Raw genomic sequence first — 19,012 nt, 5'->3', positions numbered from 1 at the left:
GCCGTATAATATATAATTTAACTTATCGGTAAAAGAATCAACCCTTCTTATGTAAAGTGCATCGGATCAAAGGCGTCCCGCAGACCGTCGCCCAGCAGGTTGAATCCAATAACGGTTATCACTATCGCGAGTCCCGGAAAAGTGGAAATCCACCACGCGTCAAGCATAACACTTCTTCCTTCAAAAACCATCATACCCCAGCTTGGTGTTGGAGGAGGAACGCCCAGCCCGAGAAAACTCAACGCGGCCTCTGTGAGAATAATTCCTCCAATCCTCAAAGTCGCCGAAACGATTATCACGGTAAGAGTATTAGGTATGAGATGCTTGAAAATAATCCTCTTTCCGTCCATACCAAGAGCCTCGGCGGCTGTGATATAATCCCTCTTTTTAATAGAGAGTATCTGGCCGCGGACAAGCCGGGCGGCTGACATCCATCCAGTCGCTCCCAGCAGGATAATCACAAGCAGTATAGACCTGGAGAAAAGAGCTATACATGTAAGAAGCAGAAATAATCTGGGTATAGCCATAAAAGCGTCGACAATCCGCATTATAACAGCATCAACTACTCCGCCGGCGTAACCCGAGAGGGCGCCGATAAACGAACCGAACAACACGGAAAGCGCCACGGCGAAGAAACCTATCGAAAGTGAGACTTGTGAACCGTAAAACATCCTTGTCATAACATCACGGCCGAACTTGTCAGTGCCCAGCGGGTGCTCCGCGCTCGGTCTTAAATATCTGTCGCCTGGTATATCTCCGTGCTCGCCGGGATCATAGGGGGTAAGAACAGGAGCAAATAATGCCGTCAAATAAAGAAGAAGGACAATCACCGCTCCAGCCACCGCGATGGGTTTCTTCCTGAATCTGGACCAACCCCCTGTCCAGATCCCGCTTGAATAACGCTTGCCGCTTTTCTTTTCCCGCTTCATTCTTTTCATAACAGCATTCAACCTTTTGCGCTCTAGACAGCTCAGCCTTGTTTATTCTTCCTTTTCTCATTGATCTTGATACGGGGATCGAGCAGGGCGTATCCCACATCCGCCATAAAGTTCCCTAGAATCACCATAACACCGACCACAAAGTTTATAGCCAGCACCAGGGGATAATCCCTCGCGTAGATAGCATCGACAGCCAGCCTCCCCATACCGGGCCAGGAGAAAATCTTCTCTATTACGACGGACCCTCCCAGCAGAAAAGGAATACTCAGTCCGATAATAGTGACCACCGGAATAGCGGCGTTCCTGAAGGCGTGCTTAAGAAAAACCCTTCTGTTCTCCAACCCCTTCGCCCGGGCGGTTCTTATATAGTCCTCTCTCAGTACATCAAGCATGCTTCCCCTCATATACCTCGCGATTCCCGCGGCTGAAGCCACTCCAAGGACAAAAGCGGGCATTACGAGATGTTTGGCTCTGTCACATAGAATCTCAAACCAGCCGGCACCGCTCAAACCGAACGACTGCATATGTGAAGAGGGAAGGATCCCGAGCTTTAATGAAAAGAGGAATATAAGCATCAGGGACAGCCAGAAAGATGGAATTGAATAAATAAAAAGAGCGGCGATAGTGTTGACTTTATCAAAGATAGTGTCTTTTTTTACGGCTGAAAGTATCCCAAGACTTATTCCAATCACAATATACAGGAGTAAAGCCGCGACAGTAAGACGCAGTGTGTTGGGTACGGCTTCAAAAATAAGATCGCGTACCGGCCTGTTGTAATTAAGAGAAAACCCAAAATCACCGCGCATAAAGCTCGCGACCCACTTTATATACTGCTCGGCTAACGGTCTGTCCAGCCCGAACTTCGAACGCATCATCTCAACAGTGTGAGGTGAAATTCCCGGGCGGTTAAAGTACTTAGCCATCGGGTCGCCGGGAGCAATATGCAGAAGAAAAAAGGTTATAGTAAGAACGAGAAAAATAAGAATAACTGACTGAAGCAGTCTCTTTACTATAAATCCCGCCATAACTCTTTTTTCCCTTCCTGACGATATTAAAATTCAGCCGCTTTCTTTCTCGCCGCGGCTTTAATATAAGACCTGTCCCCGCCGGAGAGCTTCAAATCCCGGAATTTAACCCTGAATTTAGCGGAAAACGCCTCTTTAAGAACTTCGGCGCACCTGCTGTAACCCGGATTTGTGCCCGTTTCCTTTTTGATACTCGTTACATGACGGTCAAAATCACCCCAATCCCCCTTAAGATATTCCGATATTTTCTTTGCCCCTCCGTCAAGCAGTATAGATCCATGCTGTATAAAAACCGGTCCGCAGCTTCGCTGAGCGCTCGCTACTATCTTCCTGCCGCCGGCGGTGATTTCGTGCTGACTTACGGAAGCAAGACAGGGAGAGGTCATTTCCCCTCCTCCCGGTTCCCTCCTGCCTCTAGATATCCGGGCCTTTACTCCGCAAATGTTCAGCGCGTCCTTTAAGGCTTCAGAGACAGCCGTAAACCTCTCTCTCAGGTTCGACTGAAACACCCCTCCATCCACAGAGGCCGCCAGGCAGTACGTTATTTCATCGTCGTGAAGAAGCGCCCGCCCCCCTGTTATCCGGCGGACGAGAGGTATTCGATCTCTTCGCAGAGAGGCAAGATCTAGAACATTCCCGGGATCCTGATGATAGCCGACAGTTACCGCCGGAGGATCAAATGAATAGAGCCGAAGGATCGCGCCGATATCCGATTCCCTGACAATTTTCAGGATGAATTCATCGGCAGCCATATTCTCGGCGCCGCTTCCTTGTCCGTCATCAAGAAACAACCATCGCGACATCTGTTAGAATCCATTCTCCGCTAAATTTATTTCCCCTTTTGCCAGCGGAAATCGGGATTACGGGCGGCAGAAACCTCATCAAGCCTCCGAACCGGAGTGCTTACCGGAGCGTCATGAAGAAGGTCCGGATTCTTTTTCGCTTCCTCTGATATATCTTTCATGATTTCCGCGAAACGGTCAAGAGTCTGCTTCTTTTCCGTTTCAACGGGCTCGATCATCAGAGCTTCCTTTACAATCAACGGGAAATACACGGTGGGAGCGTGTACTCCGTAATCAAGAAGACGTTTCGCCACTTCCAGTGTGTTGACCCCGTATTTCTTCAGGTTCACCGATGACGCCACAAATTCATGCATACAGGGCCCGGGATATTTGATATCGTAATATTTTCCCACCAGTTTCATAAGATAATTGGCGTTTATAATCGCGTTTTCAGATACCTCTCTGAGGCCTTCTCCGCCGGTGGAGCAAAGATAGGCGTACGCTTTTATAAAAACATTGAAATTGCCGAAATATGAATGCACTTTTCCGATAGTTTTTTCAGATTCCCGCAAAAAGGCGAATCTGTCTTCCTCTTTAACTACTCGGGGAACAGGCAGAAAATCGGAAAGATGCTCCAGCACACCCACGGGGCCCGACCCCGGACCTCCGCCTCCGTGAGGAGTTGCGAATGTCTTATGCAGATTCAGGTGCATTATATCGACCCCTATCTTACCCGGCCTCACTATTCCCAGAAGCGCGTTCATGTTGGCTCCGTCCATATAAACGAGAGCGCCGGCGTCATGCGTTATTTCAATTATCTCTCCTATATCCTTCTCGAATAATCCGAGTGTGTTAGGCAGGGTGAGCATAAGAACCGCCGTTTCACCGCTGATCTTTTCTTTCAAATCGGAAGGATTGATCATACCCCTTTCATCCGACTCGATAGTTACGGGAGTAAACCCGCATATCGCCACACTGGCGGGGTTTGTCCCGTGCGCGGAATCAGGTACTATCACAACCTTTCTCTCTTCCCCTCTGCTCAGGAAATAATCGCGGGCAATCATCATCCCCGTGAGTTCTCCGTGGGCGCCCGCTGCCGGCTGAAGAGAGAAAGAATCCATTCCGCATATCTCGCATAAGATCTCCTGAAGATTATACATGAGCTCCAGAGCCCCCTGGATATCCTCTTCGTCCTGAGCCGGATGAAGACCGCAAAACGCGTTATTGCGGGCAATCTCTTCATTTACAACCGGGTTGTACTTCATCGTGCAGCTGCCGAGCGGATATATTCCCTTGTCGATATGATAATTCTTTGATGCCAGTCCCATGTAATGCCTTATCACTCCCTGCTCCGCTACGCGGGGCAGCCCCAGTGAAGATTCGCGCTGTAGAGGCAGATGGTCCTCGTCAACCGGACAATCGTTCTCGGGGATATATCTTCCGCTGATACCGTCTGTTCCTTTATCAAAAATCGTCCCTGTCATTTTCCACCTCCAGTCCGCGAGAGCAGGTCACGGTAAAGGATAAGATCCTCTCTGGAGCGCCTCTCGGTCACCGCCGTGAGAATAGCAGAATCCCCGAGCTGCGGGAAATCCTCAGCCAGAGAAATGCCGGCAAGCACACCTCTGCCTCTTGCCTCCTTCAGAAACTGGTCGGCCGGAACGGGCAGTTTAATAACAAATTCCTGGAAGAAGTTGTTTCCGAAAGGAAAGCTGCATCCGGGCAGGCCGGATATCATATCATACAGCGTGCGGGCCTTCGAGGCGCTCTGAAGGGCAACTTCCCGGAAGCCGTCTTCACCCAGCGTTGCCAGATAGACAGAAGCCGCGAGAGCGCAGAGCCCCTCATTAGTACAGATATTAGATGTCGCTCTGCCGCGCCTTATATGCTGCTCTCTTGTTTGCAGAGTCATCACGTAACCTGTATTGCCGTCAACATCTGCTGTTCTGCTAATAAGACGGCCGGGTGATTTTCTGACGTACTTCTTCTTAGTCGCAATAAATCCGAGGAGAGGTCCGCCGAAGTTCTGCGGAAGACCGAAAGACTGTCCTTCCCCCACAACGATGTCGGCGCCATACTCTCCGGGAGGGGTTAATACAGCGAGAGATACCGGATCAACATACGAAACGAGAAGCGAACCGGATTCACGCGCGATGGAGGAGATTTCCTCCGCCTTCTCTATCACACCGAAATAATTGGGCTGAGCCATCACAACGGCCGCCGTATCCGGCCCGACCTCTTCTTTGAGTTTGCCGATATCCAGAGTGCCGTCTTCTGTGAAGGGAATATATTCCATTTTGATATTTCCCCCGAGAGTATATGACCGGAGGACGGATTTCATTCTTCCTGGAATAGAACCTGAGACGAGCACCTTATCTTTCCGCTTCACCGAACACGCCATTAATATCGATTCAGCCATAGCTGTCGCTCCGTCATAGAGAGAAGCGTTCGCCACTTCCATCGAAGTCAGCCCGCATATCATACTCTGATATTCATAAATCGACTGCAGAGTACCCTGACTTACTTCCGCCTGATAGGGCGTGTATGAAGTATAAAACTCACTTCTGGAAAGCACGTACCTGACGGCAGCGGGGATAAAGCGGTCATAAACCCCTCCGCCCAGGAAACTCTTCATCGAAGAAGCCGGATTGTTCCGGGCGGCCAGCCGGTCAAGCTCACTTATTACTTCAGCTTCGCTCTTTGGCCCGGGAAGATCCAATCCTCCCTTAACTCTAAACTCTGAAGACACCGGCTTGAGAAGTTCTTCGAAAGATGATACTCCTATAGCCTTTAACATCTCTTCTCTGTCTTGATTAGTATTCTGTATATAACTCATCTGTTACCCTTCTTTAATGCTGTTGCCGCGCATTCAGATTCGGCGCGGCCTGCCGGAGTTACTCCTCACCGAGAAAATCTTTGTATTCCTCGTAGCTGAACAGAACATCAAGTTCAGACATATTCTCCATCTTTATCTTAATAAACCATCCCTCTCCGTAGGGGCTCTTGTTGACAATATCGGGGTTGTCCACTACCTCTTCATTGATTTCAGTTACTTCGCCCGTTACGGGTGAGAAAAGCTCGGCCACAGTCTTAACCGCCTCGATAGTCCCCACAGGGTCCATCTGTTTTACTTTCCGGCCCTTTTCGGGAAGCTCAATAAAAACGATATCTCCCAGCTCGCCGGCAGCATACTCGCTGATACCGATTGTCACCACTTTATCTTCGACAAACACCCATTCGTGTTCCTTGGTAAAAAGGCATTCTTCTATCTCCATTTCACACCTTCCTTCCGGTGAAGTGCTAATCCTTCACCCTGCTCTTGTAAAAAGGGAATTTAACTCTCTTTGCCTTCAGCCTTCTGCCCCTGATATCTATTTCAAAGTCCTTTATCTTCTTGGAGATTGACCGTCTGATCATTGCAATCGCGAGGGATTTGCCGAGTGTGGGGGAATAATTGCCGGATGTCACGCGTCCCGCTTCCTCCTCGTTCTGAAAAACCTTAAATCCCGTTCTCGCTATGCCCCTTCCGATAAGTTCAAGACCGATCAGTTTACGAGCCGGTTTATTTTCCTTCTCATCCACAAGGGCGTCTCTTCCGATAAAATCACCCTTATCAAGTTTTACGGTCCAGGAGAGACGGGCTTCGAGCGGAGAGGTGTCTTCATCGAGTTCATTCCCGTAAAGGCAGAACCCCGATTCAAATCTTAGGGTATCTCTCGCTCCCAGGCCGATAGGCGCCGCGCCAAGTTCCTTTCCGGCCCTCTCTAAATCATCCCAGACTTCTACAACACGGCCCGCGGGAACATAGAGCTCATAACCCAGTTCGCCTGTATATCCCGTTCTTGAAAGAATAATCTCCTCTCCGTCTTTCTCGAAAGAAAAGAACCTGTAGTAATCCAAGTTTTCTACCTTTTCAGTGAATCCCGAGCAGATATCGCTCTTGAGCATAAGCTCTCTGGAACGGGGACCCTGAATCGCTATCTGTCCTATGTCGTCAGAGATGTTTTTGACATCAACATCTTCCCAGCGCTTATCAGAAAGGTGGCGGAATATCTTCTCATAATTAGCCGCGTTGGAGACTACCAGAATCCTGCCTGAGGAAAACTTGTAAACAAGCAAATCGTCGAGGGCGTGCCCTTCGTTATTGCAGCAGACAGTATAACATATCTGCCCGTCATCGAGTGAACCCACATTATTGGTAACAACGTAATCGGCAAATTCCGCGGCTCTTTCGCCTGTAATCTCAATCTCTCCCATATGGCTGACATCGAATAATCCCACACTCTCGCGCACCCTGTTATGTTCCGCCACTATTCCTTCAAAAGAGACGGGCATGAGAAAGCCCGCGAAGTCCACGATCTTACCGCCGTTCTCAACGTGCCTGTCGTATAAAGCTGTTTTCCTGCTCATCGCTTACAACCCCTTCATCAAGTTTAGAATTAACATTAACTGTCGAAGCTGTTTAATTCAACCATTCTTCAATCCCGCGTGCTGTATTTCTTTAGCATCTTTCCCGTGTACGAAGCGCCGCAGCTTAGAATATCAGCCGGAGCTCCGCTGAAAACCACCTCTCCCCCATACCGCCCCCCTTCGGGGCCAAGGTCAATTATATGGTCGGCGTGCCGGATAATATCCGGATTATGCTCTATTACTATCACCGTATTACCCTGATCGACCAATCTGTTAAGCACGTTCATAAGCAATTTTACGTCTTCAAAATGAAGCCCCGTACTTGGTTCGTCCAGAAAATAGAGTGTTCTTCCCGTACTCTTCTTTGAGAGTTCAGAGGCGAGTTTTACCCTCTGCGCCTCTCCTCCCGAGAGTGTCGTCGCGGGCTGCCCAAGACGAATATAGCCGAGCCCCACACTTTTCAGAACCCTTAATTTCCCTCTTACAGGCGGGACATTTTCGAAAAAGCCCTCCGCTTCGTCCACGGTCATCTCAAGAACCTCGGCGATATTCCTGTTTCTGTAGGCAACTTCCAACGTTTCGCGGTTGTATCTTCTACCCCCGCAATCTCCGCAATGCACGTAAACATCCGGCAGAAAGTGCATTTCAACCTTGATCATTCCCTGCCCGCGGCACGCTTCACATCTTCCCCCTTTTACATTGAAACTGAATCTTCCCGGATTATACCCTCTCATCCTCGATGTGGGCAGTTCCGAGAATATTTTCCTCACGGGAGTAAAAATCCCCGTGTAAGTCGCCGGATTAGACCGGGGGGTTCTTCCAATGGGAGACTGGTCGATATTTATTACTTTATCAATATGTTCAACCCCTTCGATACCGTCATGTTTTCCGGGCAGAACCTGAGAACGGTAAAACTTGCGGCGAAGGGCCGTGTATATAATATCTTCCATCATTGTACTCTTGCCGGACCCTGAAACTCCTGTTACACAGATCAGTTTCCCGAGGGGAAATCCAACGTCTATATTCTTAAGATTATTCTCCCTTCCGCCTTTAAGCACTATGCTTTCCCCGGAACCTCTTTCCCCGCCCGTCTTAAGATCGAAATGCTGCTGCGTCTTGAGATATTTTCCGGTAAGACTTTTGCTTTCCGCGATAACATCATCTCTTGTTCCGGCAGCTATGAGCTGACCGCCCATCTCTCCCGCGCCCGGGCCGAGATCAATTATATAATCCGCTGCCAGTATCGTTTCGCGGTCGTGCTCGATAATAACAACCGTGTTGCCTGCATCCCTTAAATCTTTCAGAGTGGAGATCAGCCTCGCGTTGTCCCTCTGATGAAGTCCGATAGTCGGCTCATCGAGAATATATAGAACACCCACGAGCTTCGTCCCCACCTGCGTGGCCAGTCTGATTCTCTGAGCTTCTCCTCCCGCGAGGGTCCGGGCGGAGCGATCCAGTGTAAGATAGTCGAGCCCCACATTAACGAGAAACTGGAGTCTGCTCGTTATTTCCTTCAAGAGCGGAGCCGCGATTATTTTCCTGTTCCCTTCAAACCGCAGAGAATTCATAAACCGGAGTAATTCTTCAACCGTCATTGAACTCACGTCGCCGATCGTTTTTCCGCCGGTAAGAACAGAGAGAGCTTCCCGGCGAAGCCTCGTTCCCCCGCACGCCGGACAACTTTCCATAGTCATATAATTTTCACACCAGCCCCGCACAGCCTCAGAAGCCGTCTGATGATATCTCCTTCTCAGATTGGGTATCACACCCTCCCACTCAGTTACATATTCCCCCTCACCCTTCTCAAAATCATACCTTACGACAAGATCATCTTCAGAACCGTACAAGACGGTTTTCTGAACACCCTCTGTCAAATCTTCGAATGGCATATCCAGCGAGAAATCATTCTCACCGGCAAGGGACTTCAACCTCTGGCCAAACCAATTGTCCTTGAGAGCGCCCACGGGCGCCAGAGCTCCTTCTCTAATACTCAGCGACCGGTCCGGAACGACAAGTTCTATGGAGAAATCAACCGTTGTTCCAAGTCCGTTACATTCCGGGCACGCGCCGTACGGCGAATTAAAAGAAAACAGTCTGGGCGACACCTCGCCGAGACTGATATTGCAGTAAGGACAGGAATGTTCAAGACTGAAAAGCTGTTCCTTCTCTTTTCCGATCTTAGCCAGCAGAACCCCGTCGCTGATATCAACCGCGGTCTGAGCGGAATCTGTAAGACGCTCTCTGATGCCGTCCCTTAAGGTAAGTCTGTCCACTATTACTTCGATATTGTGTTTTCTGTTCTTGTCTATCTTTATCTCGTCTCCGAGCGAAAAGGTCTTTCCGTCAACCCGGACTTTTGTAAATCCCCTGCTTGAAAGTTTTCTGAGTTTCGTCTTGTGCTCACCCTTTCTCCCTCTTACCACAGGGGCCATCAGGACGACCCTCTTCCCCTTCTCATTAGCCGTGAGAGTGTCTATTATCTGTGACAGCGACTGACTGAATATCTTTCTGCCGCAGGACGGGCAATGCGCCGTGCCGACCCTGGCGAAAAGAACCCTCAAGTAGTCGTAAATTTCCGTGGCTGTGCCGACAGTCGACCTCGGGTTTCGGGAAGTTGTCTTCTGATCTATGGAAATGGCCGGCGAAAGGCCTTCAATCGAGTCAACGTCCGGTTTTTCCATCTGCTCTAAAAACTGACGCGCGTAACTGGAAAGAGATTCGACGTAGCGTCTCTGTCCCTCAGCGTATATCGTGTCAAAAGCGAGAGACGACTTTCCTGAACCGCTAAGGCCCGTTATCACAACCATCCGGCCTCGCGGAATTGTAACGGTGATATTCTTCAGATTATGTTCCCGCGCTCCCCTGACGGTGAGATACTCGTAAGCTCTGTCCGAATCTGTCCTGTCCGATTTACTTACTTTCTTTCTGCCCATTCTTCCCGCTCTGATCTTTATCTTTTATATTCCGTACTTGCTGCAGGGAACCGGCCGCTATCCTGCCCCAATCCGAATCCTTTCCGTGAGACGATATTATGTCAGTGTATATCCTCTCCGCTTCATCGTACCTCTCGAGTTTCGAATAGCACCCGGCAGCTTCAAGCTTTGAAGTAACACCCCACATTCCGCCCGTTCCAAGATAGGGCACACGGAGGAATTCCCTTACAGCTTCTCTGTATCTCTCTAAATTCTTAAGACTTATGCCCGCCCAGTAATGCGCTCTTCCCAACTGTTTCTCGTTTACCGCTATCGCGGGTATCCTGCTGTAAACGTCATAGGCCGGCTCAAAACGTCCGGCCTGACTGTATGAAAATCCCAGTTTAAAGAACGATTCGATAATATCTGAATCGGCGGGATGTCTTTCAATAATCTTTTCCCATGTGGCGGAGGCCTTATCCCAGTTCTCCGTCTTCTCGTAAATCCGGGCGAGATTCCTCAAGGCCTTAAGTGAAAGTTCGGAATCCGAGCACGCCTCTGATGCGAGGGAAAAATTTCTAGCCGCTAAATTCAGCTTTTCCATATTGAGCTGAACGGAGGCCAGCTTGAAGTATGCCATGCAGAGAATTGAAGAATGGGGCGAACCCGCGAGGAATGCGTTCAGCTTCCTCTCCGCCTCCTCATACCCTCCGGACTTGATATCACAGAGGGCCTGGTAGTAAAGAGCCTTTTGAGAATATTCGGTCTCTTTAAACTTCTCCGTAATATAATCCAGGGTTTGACGGGCCTTTTTATACTCCCCTTTACTTATGAATATCATACCCTTTTCCAGAAGAACAGAGGCCGCGGCGTCTGAACCCGCGCAAAGACTCCATATTCTGTCAAGGTCTTCTTCGCCCTTATCGTATTCTCCCAGCCTGTAGTAGGCTTTCGCCCTTCCTTCAAGCACCCTGCAGATATCGGGTTCTTCAAGCTCAAGCGCGCGGGAAAAGTTCAAAGCGGCGCCTTCTAAGTCTCCTGTTTCTCTGAGAGCTTCAGCGAGGATCGCTACGTTACCGGCAGTTTCTTCCAACATAACAAGCTCTTTATAAACCTTTACAGCCTTTGAAAACTGATTATTCGAATAATATTTCCTGCCTGCCCTGGAAAGGAGCTTTACGCGCAGGCTTCTTTTGATACCGTCTCTTGCGAGAAGTTCACTGAAGATAGAATCCGCCCTCTCCGTCTTTCTCATTCTTTCCAGAGCCAATCCCCTTCTATACTCGGCGACATCCGACAATGAACTCGAAGGAAACAGGCCGGCGAATTTTCCGTACTCCTCTTGGGCCCTTCCGTATCTCTTCATAAACAGATAGCAGTCGCCCCTTCGAATATGGGAATTCTCGGCAAGCCTGCCTGCGGGATTGTTTCGAAGAGAGCAGTTATAGGCGTCAAGCGCTTTTTCATATTCCCTCAGGGATATGCGTATCTCTCCAAGGTCATAGCAGACAGGGGCCTTGGCCGCCCCCCCTAAATCTCCTGAAATATACTCTGTTAAGAGCTCTTCCGCCTCTCTGGTATTCCCCTTATCCCTGTGTAAATAGGCTTTTTTCTTAATTGTCCGGTATCTTATACTGTCCGGCGGAGAAGCTGAAAGTATCTTCCTGCATAGGGTTATAGCGCTTTCAGATGCCCATTTTTCACCCCTCACAGCGGCCTGGTATAGAAAATCCAGTTTCTTTTCGAGGGCCCACCATCTGCCGGCGCTTCCTTCGTAATATTTAATAAACTCATCTAGTCTTTTGAGGCGGGTGGCAAGATTCCAGTCCTTGAACTTACAATCCAGATACGCCCTGTGAGCCTCTTCTCCCCACCTGGTATTATTATAGTCACGCGCCGTATTGAGCCAGAGCGAGCGGGCCTTATCCAAAAATTCATCCCGCGCGTCACCTTTAAGCTCGGTGATCTTATACTTATCGAAGTATGCCCTGCCCAGATAAAAGTTCGCTTTAGCGCGGGCGTCTTCCGGCAATTCATCCGAAAAGGAATTTTCGATAAATTCAATGGCGGTATCAAAATCCCGCGCGTTATAAAAAGTAATCCCCGATTCAATCATTCTTATATCTCTATCATTACCGCTTGATGCAATCTCTCCTAGTTTACCGGCGAGGTCTTTATTCCATCTCTCTCTCAATTTCAAGACCTTAAGACGTCTTTCAGCTTCAGGGCCGCGGTCTCCGTCAGGGTATTCTCTAATTAGTTTCAAATAGTTCTCGGAGGCGGATTTATAATCGCCGGAGGCCTCTTCAAGCAGAGCTGTTTCAAACAGCGCCTCCTGCCTTGTTCCGCCCGCTGTAACTTCTGCCGCTTCTTTTAAAGCCGTAAGAGCCGCCAGCGTATCTGAGAGCTTATTTGAATATATGCCGGCCAGTTTAACCAGGATCTCTCCCTCTTGACCTTTAATGTCATCGCCCGCCAGTGCCATGTTATAATATCTCGCGGCCTTTCTGTTGAAGCCGGCGGCGTAATTAAGGTCGGCTTTAAGAAGGAGAACTTCGGGGCTGTAGGAACTCTCCGGAAAGAATCTTTTCATCCTTTCAAGCTCTTTTAATGCTTTTTCCGTCTCTCCTTTCAGCCGCAGAAGTTTTGAGGATTTCACATAGGTCCATCCGGTTGAATCGCCCTTCGGGAATTCCTTTCTGAAATTTTCTATCAGCAAAAGTGATTTGTCCGTTTCGCCGATTTCAGAAGCCGCGTTTATAGCGGTGATATAGATATCGTCTCTACCGTCTGTCTTCTTAAAATCCTCTATAAACCGTTCAGACTCTTTAAGAGCTAATTTATAATCCTTCCCGTTATAATAGAGTTTTATCAGACTAAGAAGGGCTTTTTCCCTAATAGCGGTTTCTTCGTATCGGCTTAGGGTTTTGTTAAAATAAGTTTCGGCTTCCTCTGTCCTTCCTTTATCAGAAGCTCTCACGCCCAGTTTCAAGAGAGCAAAAGCGGCAACGGGTGAATCGGGATAGTTCTCAGCCAGTTCTTCAAGAGTAGCGTAACCTTTAAGTTCCCTACCCATACTCGTAAGAGCGAGAGAAAGGCCGTAGAGAGCACGCGGCGCCAGAGCAGTACCTCTGTATTCGTTTATCAATCTCTTAAACGCCTTCGCGGCTTCCGCCGGATCGGACGCCGACAGAAGGGATTCCCCCGCCTCAAGCAGGGCCTTCTCCACTAAAGGACAACCCCGGTATTCATCCGCGAGAAGGAGAAATTCGCTCGCTCCCTCTTTGTACCTTTCGGTTTTCTTAAGTACGCGCCCTCTGTAGAAGAGAGCCTTGCAGACCTGCTTATCTTCCGGATATGAATCAATATAAGATTTAAAAGTTTCAAGCGCCTCACGGGGCTTTCCCGCCTGCATCCAGGATTCTCCGGCGGAAAAGAGCGCTCCGGGACGCAGACTGCTCTCTGGATATTTCTCGCAGAAGCGGATATATTCCTCCGCCGCCGCGATGAACATCCCATCTGAGCGCAGTTTCTCAGCGAACCGGAAATCTTCATTTTGGCCCGCGAGGGCTCCATTTAAACCGGGAATAAGAAGCAGTGCCGCCGCGGCAATCAACCCAAAAATTAAAGCACTCGTTTTCAAAAGACTTCCTCCAGTAAAGAGACGTGGGGTCACGGGTAAAAAGTAATGTAAAATTAGCAAATCGAACCTTCAAGGTCAACTGTGAAGGAAGAGGGGTTCAAGTTAATGGAGGGGGCGGGACTGAGAATTTCAGTGTCTTAATATCCTTTTTTCTGTTAGGGCGGGCATTTGGACGGAAGACACGTTTGCGGTCAGGCTCGTTATAGTCAGAAAATTAAACATATTATTGGCAGAGGAGTCTTGATATGGGAGTTAGACACTTTTTGGCACATCATCAAGAATATGCCAATAGCAATAATCTCTAGAGAGACCTATGAAGACAGGAATGCTAAAGTCAAGTCTCTCTTTGGCATTAGCCCATCCAACAAACCTGTGATTCCCCTCGATAATTGTAAAAGGACCGTCTTTATAATGTCCCCATAGTATTGGGGCATCCCAATTCGAAGGTTCTGTTCTTAAGGGTTCTTTTTCTCTAAGAATTACCTTCTCTATTTCATTCTTGTCTGATTTAGTTTTTGAATCCCACTCACATCTTCCGATAACTCTGAGTTCGGATATATGCTGCTCATTAAGAAACTCGACTTGATACCATTTTGTTGAACACGGTATCATCGCCAATAATCCCTTTCGACCGCAGACCTCTATAAGTAGCCTGAATCTCAAATGGTTTTCCATAGGATCTTTAAAATCAGGCGTCGTGATAATTTTATGATATTCACTCATTTTGTGGGGGTTACGCTCTCCCAATTCTCCTTTTAAGAATGAATGATAAACATGATGAATAGATATTTCGGTCCATGCTTGATCACTTAGGGTTGATTTAGAATTATTATTCGTCATTATTTCAATTCCACTAATCGGCAAAAATTATTTTTTTTAATATAAATGATCAATGCATAATTCTTTGAACTTCCTCTAAGAAATTGACATATGCAGTAATACGAGTTCTATTTGGTTGAAATTTATTTACTGTGAAGTATCCGTAAAAATTGCCATTTTGGTCAACAATTATAGGAGGATTAGGTGCATATAGATTCCATGGGCTGTATTGACTATATTTAGAACCGTAAATTCCATTAGCATTCCAAATACTAAATGGCCCATAATTACTTCCATAGCTCCCATATTTATTGTAGATAGAGTCATTTTCGTATTCTGGACAATTCAAACGCCCTAGGAAAACTGAATTGTTTGCCCCACCAAATAGCATATGCTTAGTTTTTAGTCCTCTATGTTGATATGTTGCTCTTGAATAACCTCTGGAAAAACCTTTCATGAAATCTGCAGCATTTTTAGGTGTGCAGCCAACCCATTGTAAAACACATAATAATGAGATTGAAAAGAATATTTTTTTTCGATAACAATTCATATATTTTTTAATCAACTCTTTTAAAATGTCCTTCCTTCGAATGCTTCGTTTACCATCCAATCAGCTTTTTTTATGAATTGGTGAGTACGCCTACAATGCTGATAGACTACTTCTTCAAAAGGATTTTCGTTCCGCTTAACTTCATGGTAAAGTGCTCTAAGTTGATCATTTTTTAATCTCCAAAGACCATTCATCTGTTTTACTACAAGGTTGCTATCGAGCATGCATATTACTTTTTTTCTGGTATATTTTGCAGACATATCTAATCCTCTAATCAAAGCATGATACTCAGCTTGATTATTTGTTGTATGTCCTATGCATGCAGAATAATGTGCAAGCACATCGTTACTATCGCCATCACGTATTATAATTGCTATAGCCCCTGGACCGGGATTCCCACGACATCCACCATCAGTAACAAGTTTGATATATTTAACGTACTTGTTTGATTTATTTTTAGAAGCCATTTAAAAAAATCCTGCTATTTTTTAGCTCTTACACAATTTTTAAAACTCAATATTTCCAGTTTCAAAAATCCGAATGCCCCGCTTTGCTGTCTAACACTCTGCATAACCAGCACGGGAACTACCCTTGCACGTCCCACTGCTGCCTGTGCCTGGTTCATGCAGTGGTTAGCCAACGAATAGAAGGTATGCAATAAAAGCACATGTGAGATTAATCACTATTGATACGACGATGTTGAACCAGAACTTCCTTATCAGAGCTGTATTTTTGGTTTCGTTCTCCTTCTTTGCGTTTTTATCACCATTTGTAAAGCAAAACATAGTATGTATGCCATAGTTATCTATAGTCTTATATATTGTTTTGCCCAGGTATTTTCCCATCAGAGATATAGCCGAGATCCCGACTCCAGTCCCCAATAGCCAGTATAGTGAATATTTAAATATACTAATAGGTACTAGAGTGTTTGGAGTGAACTCAGCAAATTTGGCGTGCAATATGCTCGCAGACAATAAACCAAATAGGAAAGGAAGTGAGTAATGTACGAATCGGGCAATAGTCCGTTTACGTAATTTCAGGAAAGTCTTTGGCTTTGTAATAAACTCAGCCACTGATCGTGACTTCACCCACTCTTCAACAATGTTTATCAACTCATCGCTAAGTAAATGACTAATAAAATCGACGCGGCATAGGATCGGGGCGGTCTCCATTTCCACTTCACTTATCTGATCGGGATTCTTTGAAAATATCGCCTGTAACATATGCAATGGACTAAATGAACCTAGTAGAGTAACAGTCAGCGTATGTCTTTGCGGAATAGCATAGTGAGGGAGTTGAATGATGAAATCCCACTTAACGCTAGCTTTTTCAACTACATGTGTAGTATGCCAGTTATAATCTTCAAACTCTGGCCATGTACCAAATTGCGTAGCCCTTCCATTCTTATACATCACATCTACAGATGCAACGGCTGCTTTTGTGTTATGCTGCATTAGCTTTTCTTGTATACGCTCATTCAGTTCGCTAATATCTTCTGGTTCTATGCATATAATGCGCCAAAATAACTTTACATTACTATCTTGCTTTCCTGCAACAAGGTACAAAAGAGATTTCAATCCTTCTTTTGATAGCAAAGAGGCGGTTTCGCCTATCTCTGTCAAAGAACGATTTTCGTTTTTCCTAATTTCCCTTGGCTTGTCGTTCATTTGATTCCTTTCTTGGCTAACATATAGTATACAGCCCTGCATAACTAAATAACCGCAGTATAATCCCGCTGTATAATACGAATAAATTCATTTATTTTATCCCGTAAGATTCCCGTAACCAAATACTACCAAATTAATTCCCACTCATGCAACCTTTAATATATACAGCGAGAGCTTTGCAGTATAATTCTATAATTCCTCCAGCGGGCTCTTCACCCCCCACCCTCCCCCGTTCAGGATATGATTATTAATCATGGTTGCTGACACATCCTTGTGACCGAAAAGCTCCTGAATATTACGGATATCATATCCGATGATGAGTGGCACAGGGTATGGCAAGTACCTGGTCTTCCCCCGATATTCCAGACAGTCAGTTAAGCTATATTTGCCATCCTTTCAAAATCACAAGGGCTTTTATACCCCAGATATGAATGACGACGAATACGATTATAAAACGTTTCAATGTATGTGAAAATATCTCTTTTTGCCTCCTTTCTGGTTTTATATTTCTTTGAATAAACAGATTCAACTTTCAACGATCGATAGAAACTTTCCATTACAGCGTTATCCCAGCAATTCCCTTTTCTGCTCATACTGCAGATCATACCATGTTTCTTGAGCTTATCCTGGTATTTATAACTGGCATACTGGCTACCCCTGTCCGAATGATGTAATAAGCCGGGGGCCGGACATCTGGCTCTTACAGCCATATCAAGAGCGTCTATCACAAGATCTTTCGTCATCCGTTTATCCATAGACCAGCCAACAATACGTCTTGAATATAGGTCCATTACAGTAGCCGGATATAGCCACCCTTCATCAGTCGCAACATACGTAAGATCAGACACCCAAACCATGTCCGGTAAAAGAACTTCAAAATTCCTGTCGAGAAGATTGGCGGCAATAGGATAATTATGTTTTGAATCTGTTGTTGGTTTAAACTTACGTTTGCGCTTTGCTGCTATCTGCTCTTCCCTCATCAGTCTGGCTACACGTTTCCGGCTGCAGCTAAAGCCTCTATCAAGCAATTCTTCATGCACTCTCGGGCTGCCATAACTTATTTTTCTACCGGTATGAATTCTCCTAATCTCTTCCAATATTCTCCTTTTTCCCCGATATCTTTTACTTTCCGGCTGGCTCTGCCAATTGTAATAGCTCTTTCTTGATACACTTAGAACCTTGCTCATCACAGATACCGGATATTTATTCTCATTGTCTCTTATGAATTTGTATTTCATCCTTCGTCCTTCGCGAAGTAACCAACTGTTTTTTTTAGAATTTCATTTTCCATCCGAAGACGCCGGTTTTCTCTTTTTACCCGCGCCAGTTCTTCATTTTCTGGTTTCATGTATCCTTTGCCGGGAAACAAATGTTTTGCGTCTTCGGCATATTATTTCTTCCATCTCGTCAGCGTAGTTGGATGCACCCCCAGTTCTTTTGCCACTGTAACCATTTTGTTGCCTTCTTCAGTTATTAGTTTTACAGCTTCCACTTTAAATTCCCTGCTGTATCTCTTCCTTCTCTTTTTCATTCGACACCTCCTGCTATCTCTAGTTTAACATAGCTTTTCTCAGTGTCTAGGAAAACGGGGGAGGTTCAAACCCAACTTGGCCAGACTTACTATCGCACGGCAAATTGCATCTATTGTATTATCAATTTGGAAATCAAAGGAGGTGTACAATCCGGAAAAATTAAAACACGCAACGTAAAATCTATTGGAGTTAAAAATAATACAGGAGATAAAATTAGTCTTGGGTGGAACCGTTCCTGGAAACTAGATGGTTACAGGGGAGAGTATCCAGCCAAACACTGGTCCTGGACCATAAGTCCAGAGTCCCCGTCGATAAGCTATGCCCCTTGAGAACCGAATAAAGCAATGGACCATAGAGTCCCCCGATAGAAAGTTGGTTCCTGTCTTTGTGCAGAGAACAAAAATGCTTTGATGTCAACCGGGATGCCATCGGAAGGTTGATGACAAATCACTTGAAATACAAACATTCACTTATCAACCCTCGAATACCATGTATCTTTATGCGAAGATTAATTTTAAACCTATTTTTCATACAACTGGGGACGGACGCCGGATGCAATTATATGTGCGCTGGCTATAGGGGGAAATTATGTCTTGACATCTTGCCCCATAGAAGGTGTTTGGTGTAGAATGCTTATCTATACCAGATCGATGAAATTAAGACAGATGACAGAATCAGTGATCTAAAAAAACAGCTGCCTCAGGCAGCTGTCAAAAGGTGAACTTTATCCCTTG

13 protein-coding genes and 2 pseudogenes are annotated in these 19,012 nt (G+C 46.3%); all 15 read right to left on the bottom strand.

From position 1 onward, the window contains the following. Nucleotides 1–47: 47 nt before the first annotated feature. The 15 genes and pseudogenes from U5O15_09970 to U5O15_09900 all read right to left on the bottom strand — a co-directional run bounded on the left by U5O15_09970 (nucleotide 48) and on the right by U5O15_09900 (nucleotide 18,277). The gene (locus U5O15_09970) at nucleotides 48–938 is read right to left on the bottom strand and encodes an ABC transporter permease (GenBank protein ID MDZ7860968.1); all 891 of its coding nucleotides are present in this window, start codon (nucleotides 936–938) and stop codon (nucleotides 48–50) included. 32 nt (nucleotides 939–970) lie between these two features. Continuing rightward, nucleotides 971–1,963 (bottom strand): ABC transporter permease, encoded by a 993-nt coding sequence (locus tag U5O15_09965; protein MDZ7860967.1) that lies wholly within the window; start codon nucleotides 1,961–1,963, stop codon nucleotides 971–973. Nucleotides 1,964–1,989: 26 nt separating this feature from the next. Then, nucleotides 1,990–2,766, bottom strand: a complete 777-nt coding sequence (locus U5O15_09960; GenBank protein MDZ7860966.1) for a lipoate--protein ligase family protein — start codon at nucleotides 2,764–2,766, stop codon at nucleotides 1,990–1,992. Nucleotides 2,767–2,792: 26 nt separating this feature from the next. Beyond that, nucleotides 2,793–4,229, bottom strand: coding sequence for an aminomethyl-transferring glycine dehydrogenase subunit GcvPB (gcvPB, locus tag U5O15_09955; protein MDZ7860965.1), 1,437 nt, complete (start codon nucleotides 4,227–4,229; stop codon nucleotides 2,793–2,795). Further along, entirely contained in the window at nucleotides 4,226–5,581 is a 1,356-nt protein-coding gene (gcvPA, locus tag U5O15_09950; GenBank protein MDZ7860964.1) for an aminomethyl-transferring glycine dehydrogenase subunit GcvPA, read from the bottom strand. The genes gcvPB and gcvPA overlap by 4 nt, the downstream gene beginning before the upstream one ends. Before the next feature lie 58 nt (nucleotides 5,582–5,639). Continuing rightward, nucleotides 5,640–6,020 (bottom strand): glycine cleavage system protein GcvH, encoded by a 381-nt coding sequence (gcvH, locus tag U5O15_09945; GenBank protein MDZ7860963.1) that lies wholly within the window; start codon nucleotides 6,018–6,020, stop codon nucleotides 5,640–5,642. Nucleotides 6,021–6,045: 25 nt separating this feature from the next. Beyond that, the gene (gcvT, locus tag U5O15_09940) at nucleotides 6,046–7,155 is read right to left on the bottom strand and encodes a glycine cleavage system aminomethyltransferase GcvT (GenBank protein ID MDZ7860962.1); all 1,110 of its coding nucleotides are present in this window, start codon (nucleotides 7,153–7,155) and stop codon (nucleotides 6,046–6,048) included. A 68-nt stretch (nucleotides 7,156–7,223) separates the two neighbouring features. Further along, nucleotides 7,224–10,088, bottom strand: coding sequence for an excinuclease ABC subunit UvrA (gene uvrA, locus U5O15_09935; GenBank protein ID MDZ7860961.1), 2,865 nt, complete (start codon nucleotides 10,086–10,088; stop codon nucleotides 7,224–7,226). Next, nucleotides 10,066–13,710 carry a tetratricopeptide repeat protein gene (locus U5O15_09930; protein MDZ7860960.1) on the bottom strand — a complete coding sequence of 1,215 codons (3,645 nt, stop codon included), beginning with the start codon at nucleotides 13,708–13,710 and terminating at the stop codon, nucleotides 10,066–10,068. Before U5O15_09930 ends, uvrA begins: the two co-directional genes overlap by 23 nt. Nucleotides 13,711–13,962: 252 nt before the next feature. After that, nucleotides 13,963–14,550 (bottom strand): hypothetical protein, encoded by a 588-nt coding sequence (locus U5O15_09925; GenBank protein ID MDZ7860959.1) that lies wholly within the window; start codon nucleotides 14,548–14,550, stop codon nucleotides 13,963–13,965. A 49-nt stretch (nucleotides 14,551–14,599) separates the two neighbouring features. Beyond that, nucleotides 14,600–15,139: a hypothetical protein gene (locus U5O15_09920; GenBank protein MDZ7860958.1), complete on the bottom strand. Its 540-nt coding sequence runs from the start codon at nucleotides 15,137–15,139 to the stop codon at nucleotides 14,600–14,602. Beyond that, nucleotides 15,100–15,546: a ribonuclease HI family protein gene (locus tag U5O15_09915; protein ID MDZ7860957.1), complete on the bottom strand. Its 447-nt coding sequence runs from the start codon at nucleotides 15,544–15,546 to the stop codon at nucleotides 15,100–15,102. Before U5O15_09915 ends, U5O15_09920 begins: the two co-directional genes overlap by 40 nt. Before the next feature lie 165 nt (nucleotides 15,547–15,711). Then, entirely contained in the window at nucleotides 15,712–16,746 is a 1,035-nt protein-coding gene (locus tag U5O15_09910; GenBank protein ID MDZ7860956.1) for a hypothetical protein, read from the bottom strand. 189 nt (nucleotides 16,747–16,935) lie between these two features. Further along, a pseudogene (locus U5O15_09905) lies at nucleotides 16,936–17,058 on the bottom strand (integron integrase). Between the two features lie 62 nt (nucleotides 17,059–17,120). Beyond that, nucleotides 17,121–18,277 (bottom strand): annotated as a pseudogene (locus U5O15_09900) (IS3 family transposase). Nucleotides 18,278–19,012: the final 735 nt, after the last annotated feature.

The sequence above is a fragment of the Candidatus Krumholzibacteriota bacterium genome (assembly GCA_034520215.1).
Classification (GTDB): domain Bacteria; phylum Krumholzibacteriota; class Krumholzibacteriia; order Krumholzibacteriales; family WJIX01; genus JAGHBT01.
The sequence above is the reverse complement of the archived record's forward strand: the minus strand, read 5'-3'. Positions and strand labels throughout refer to the sequence as shown.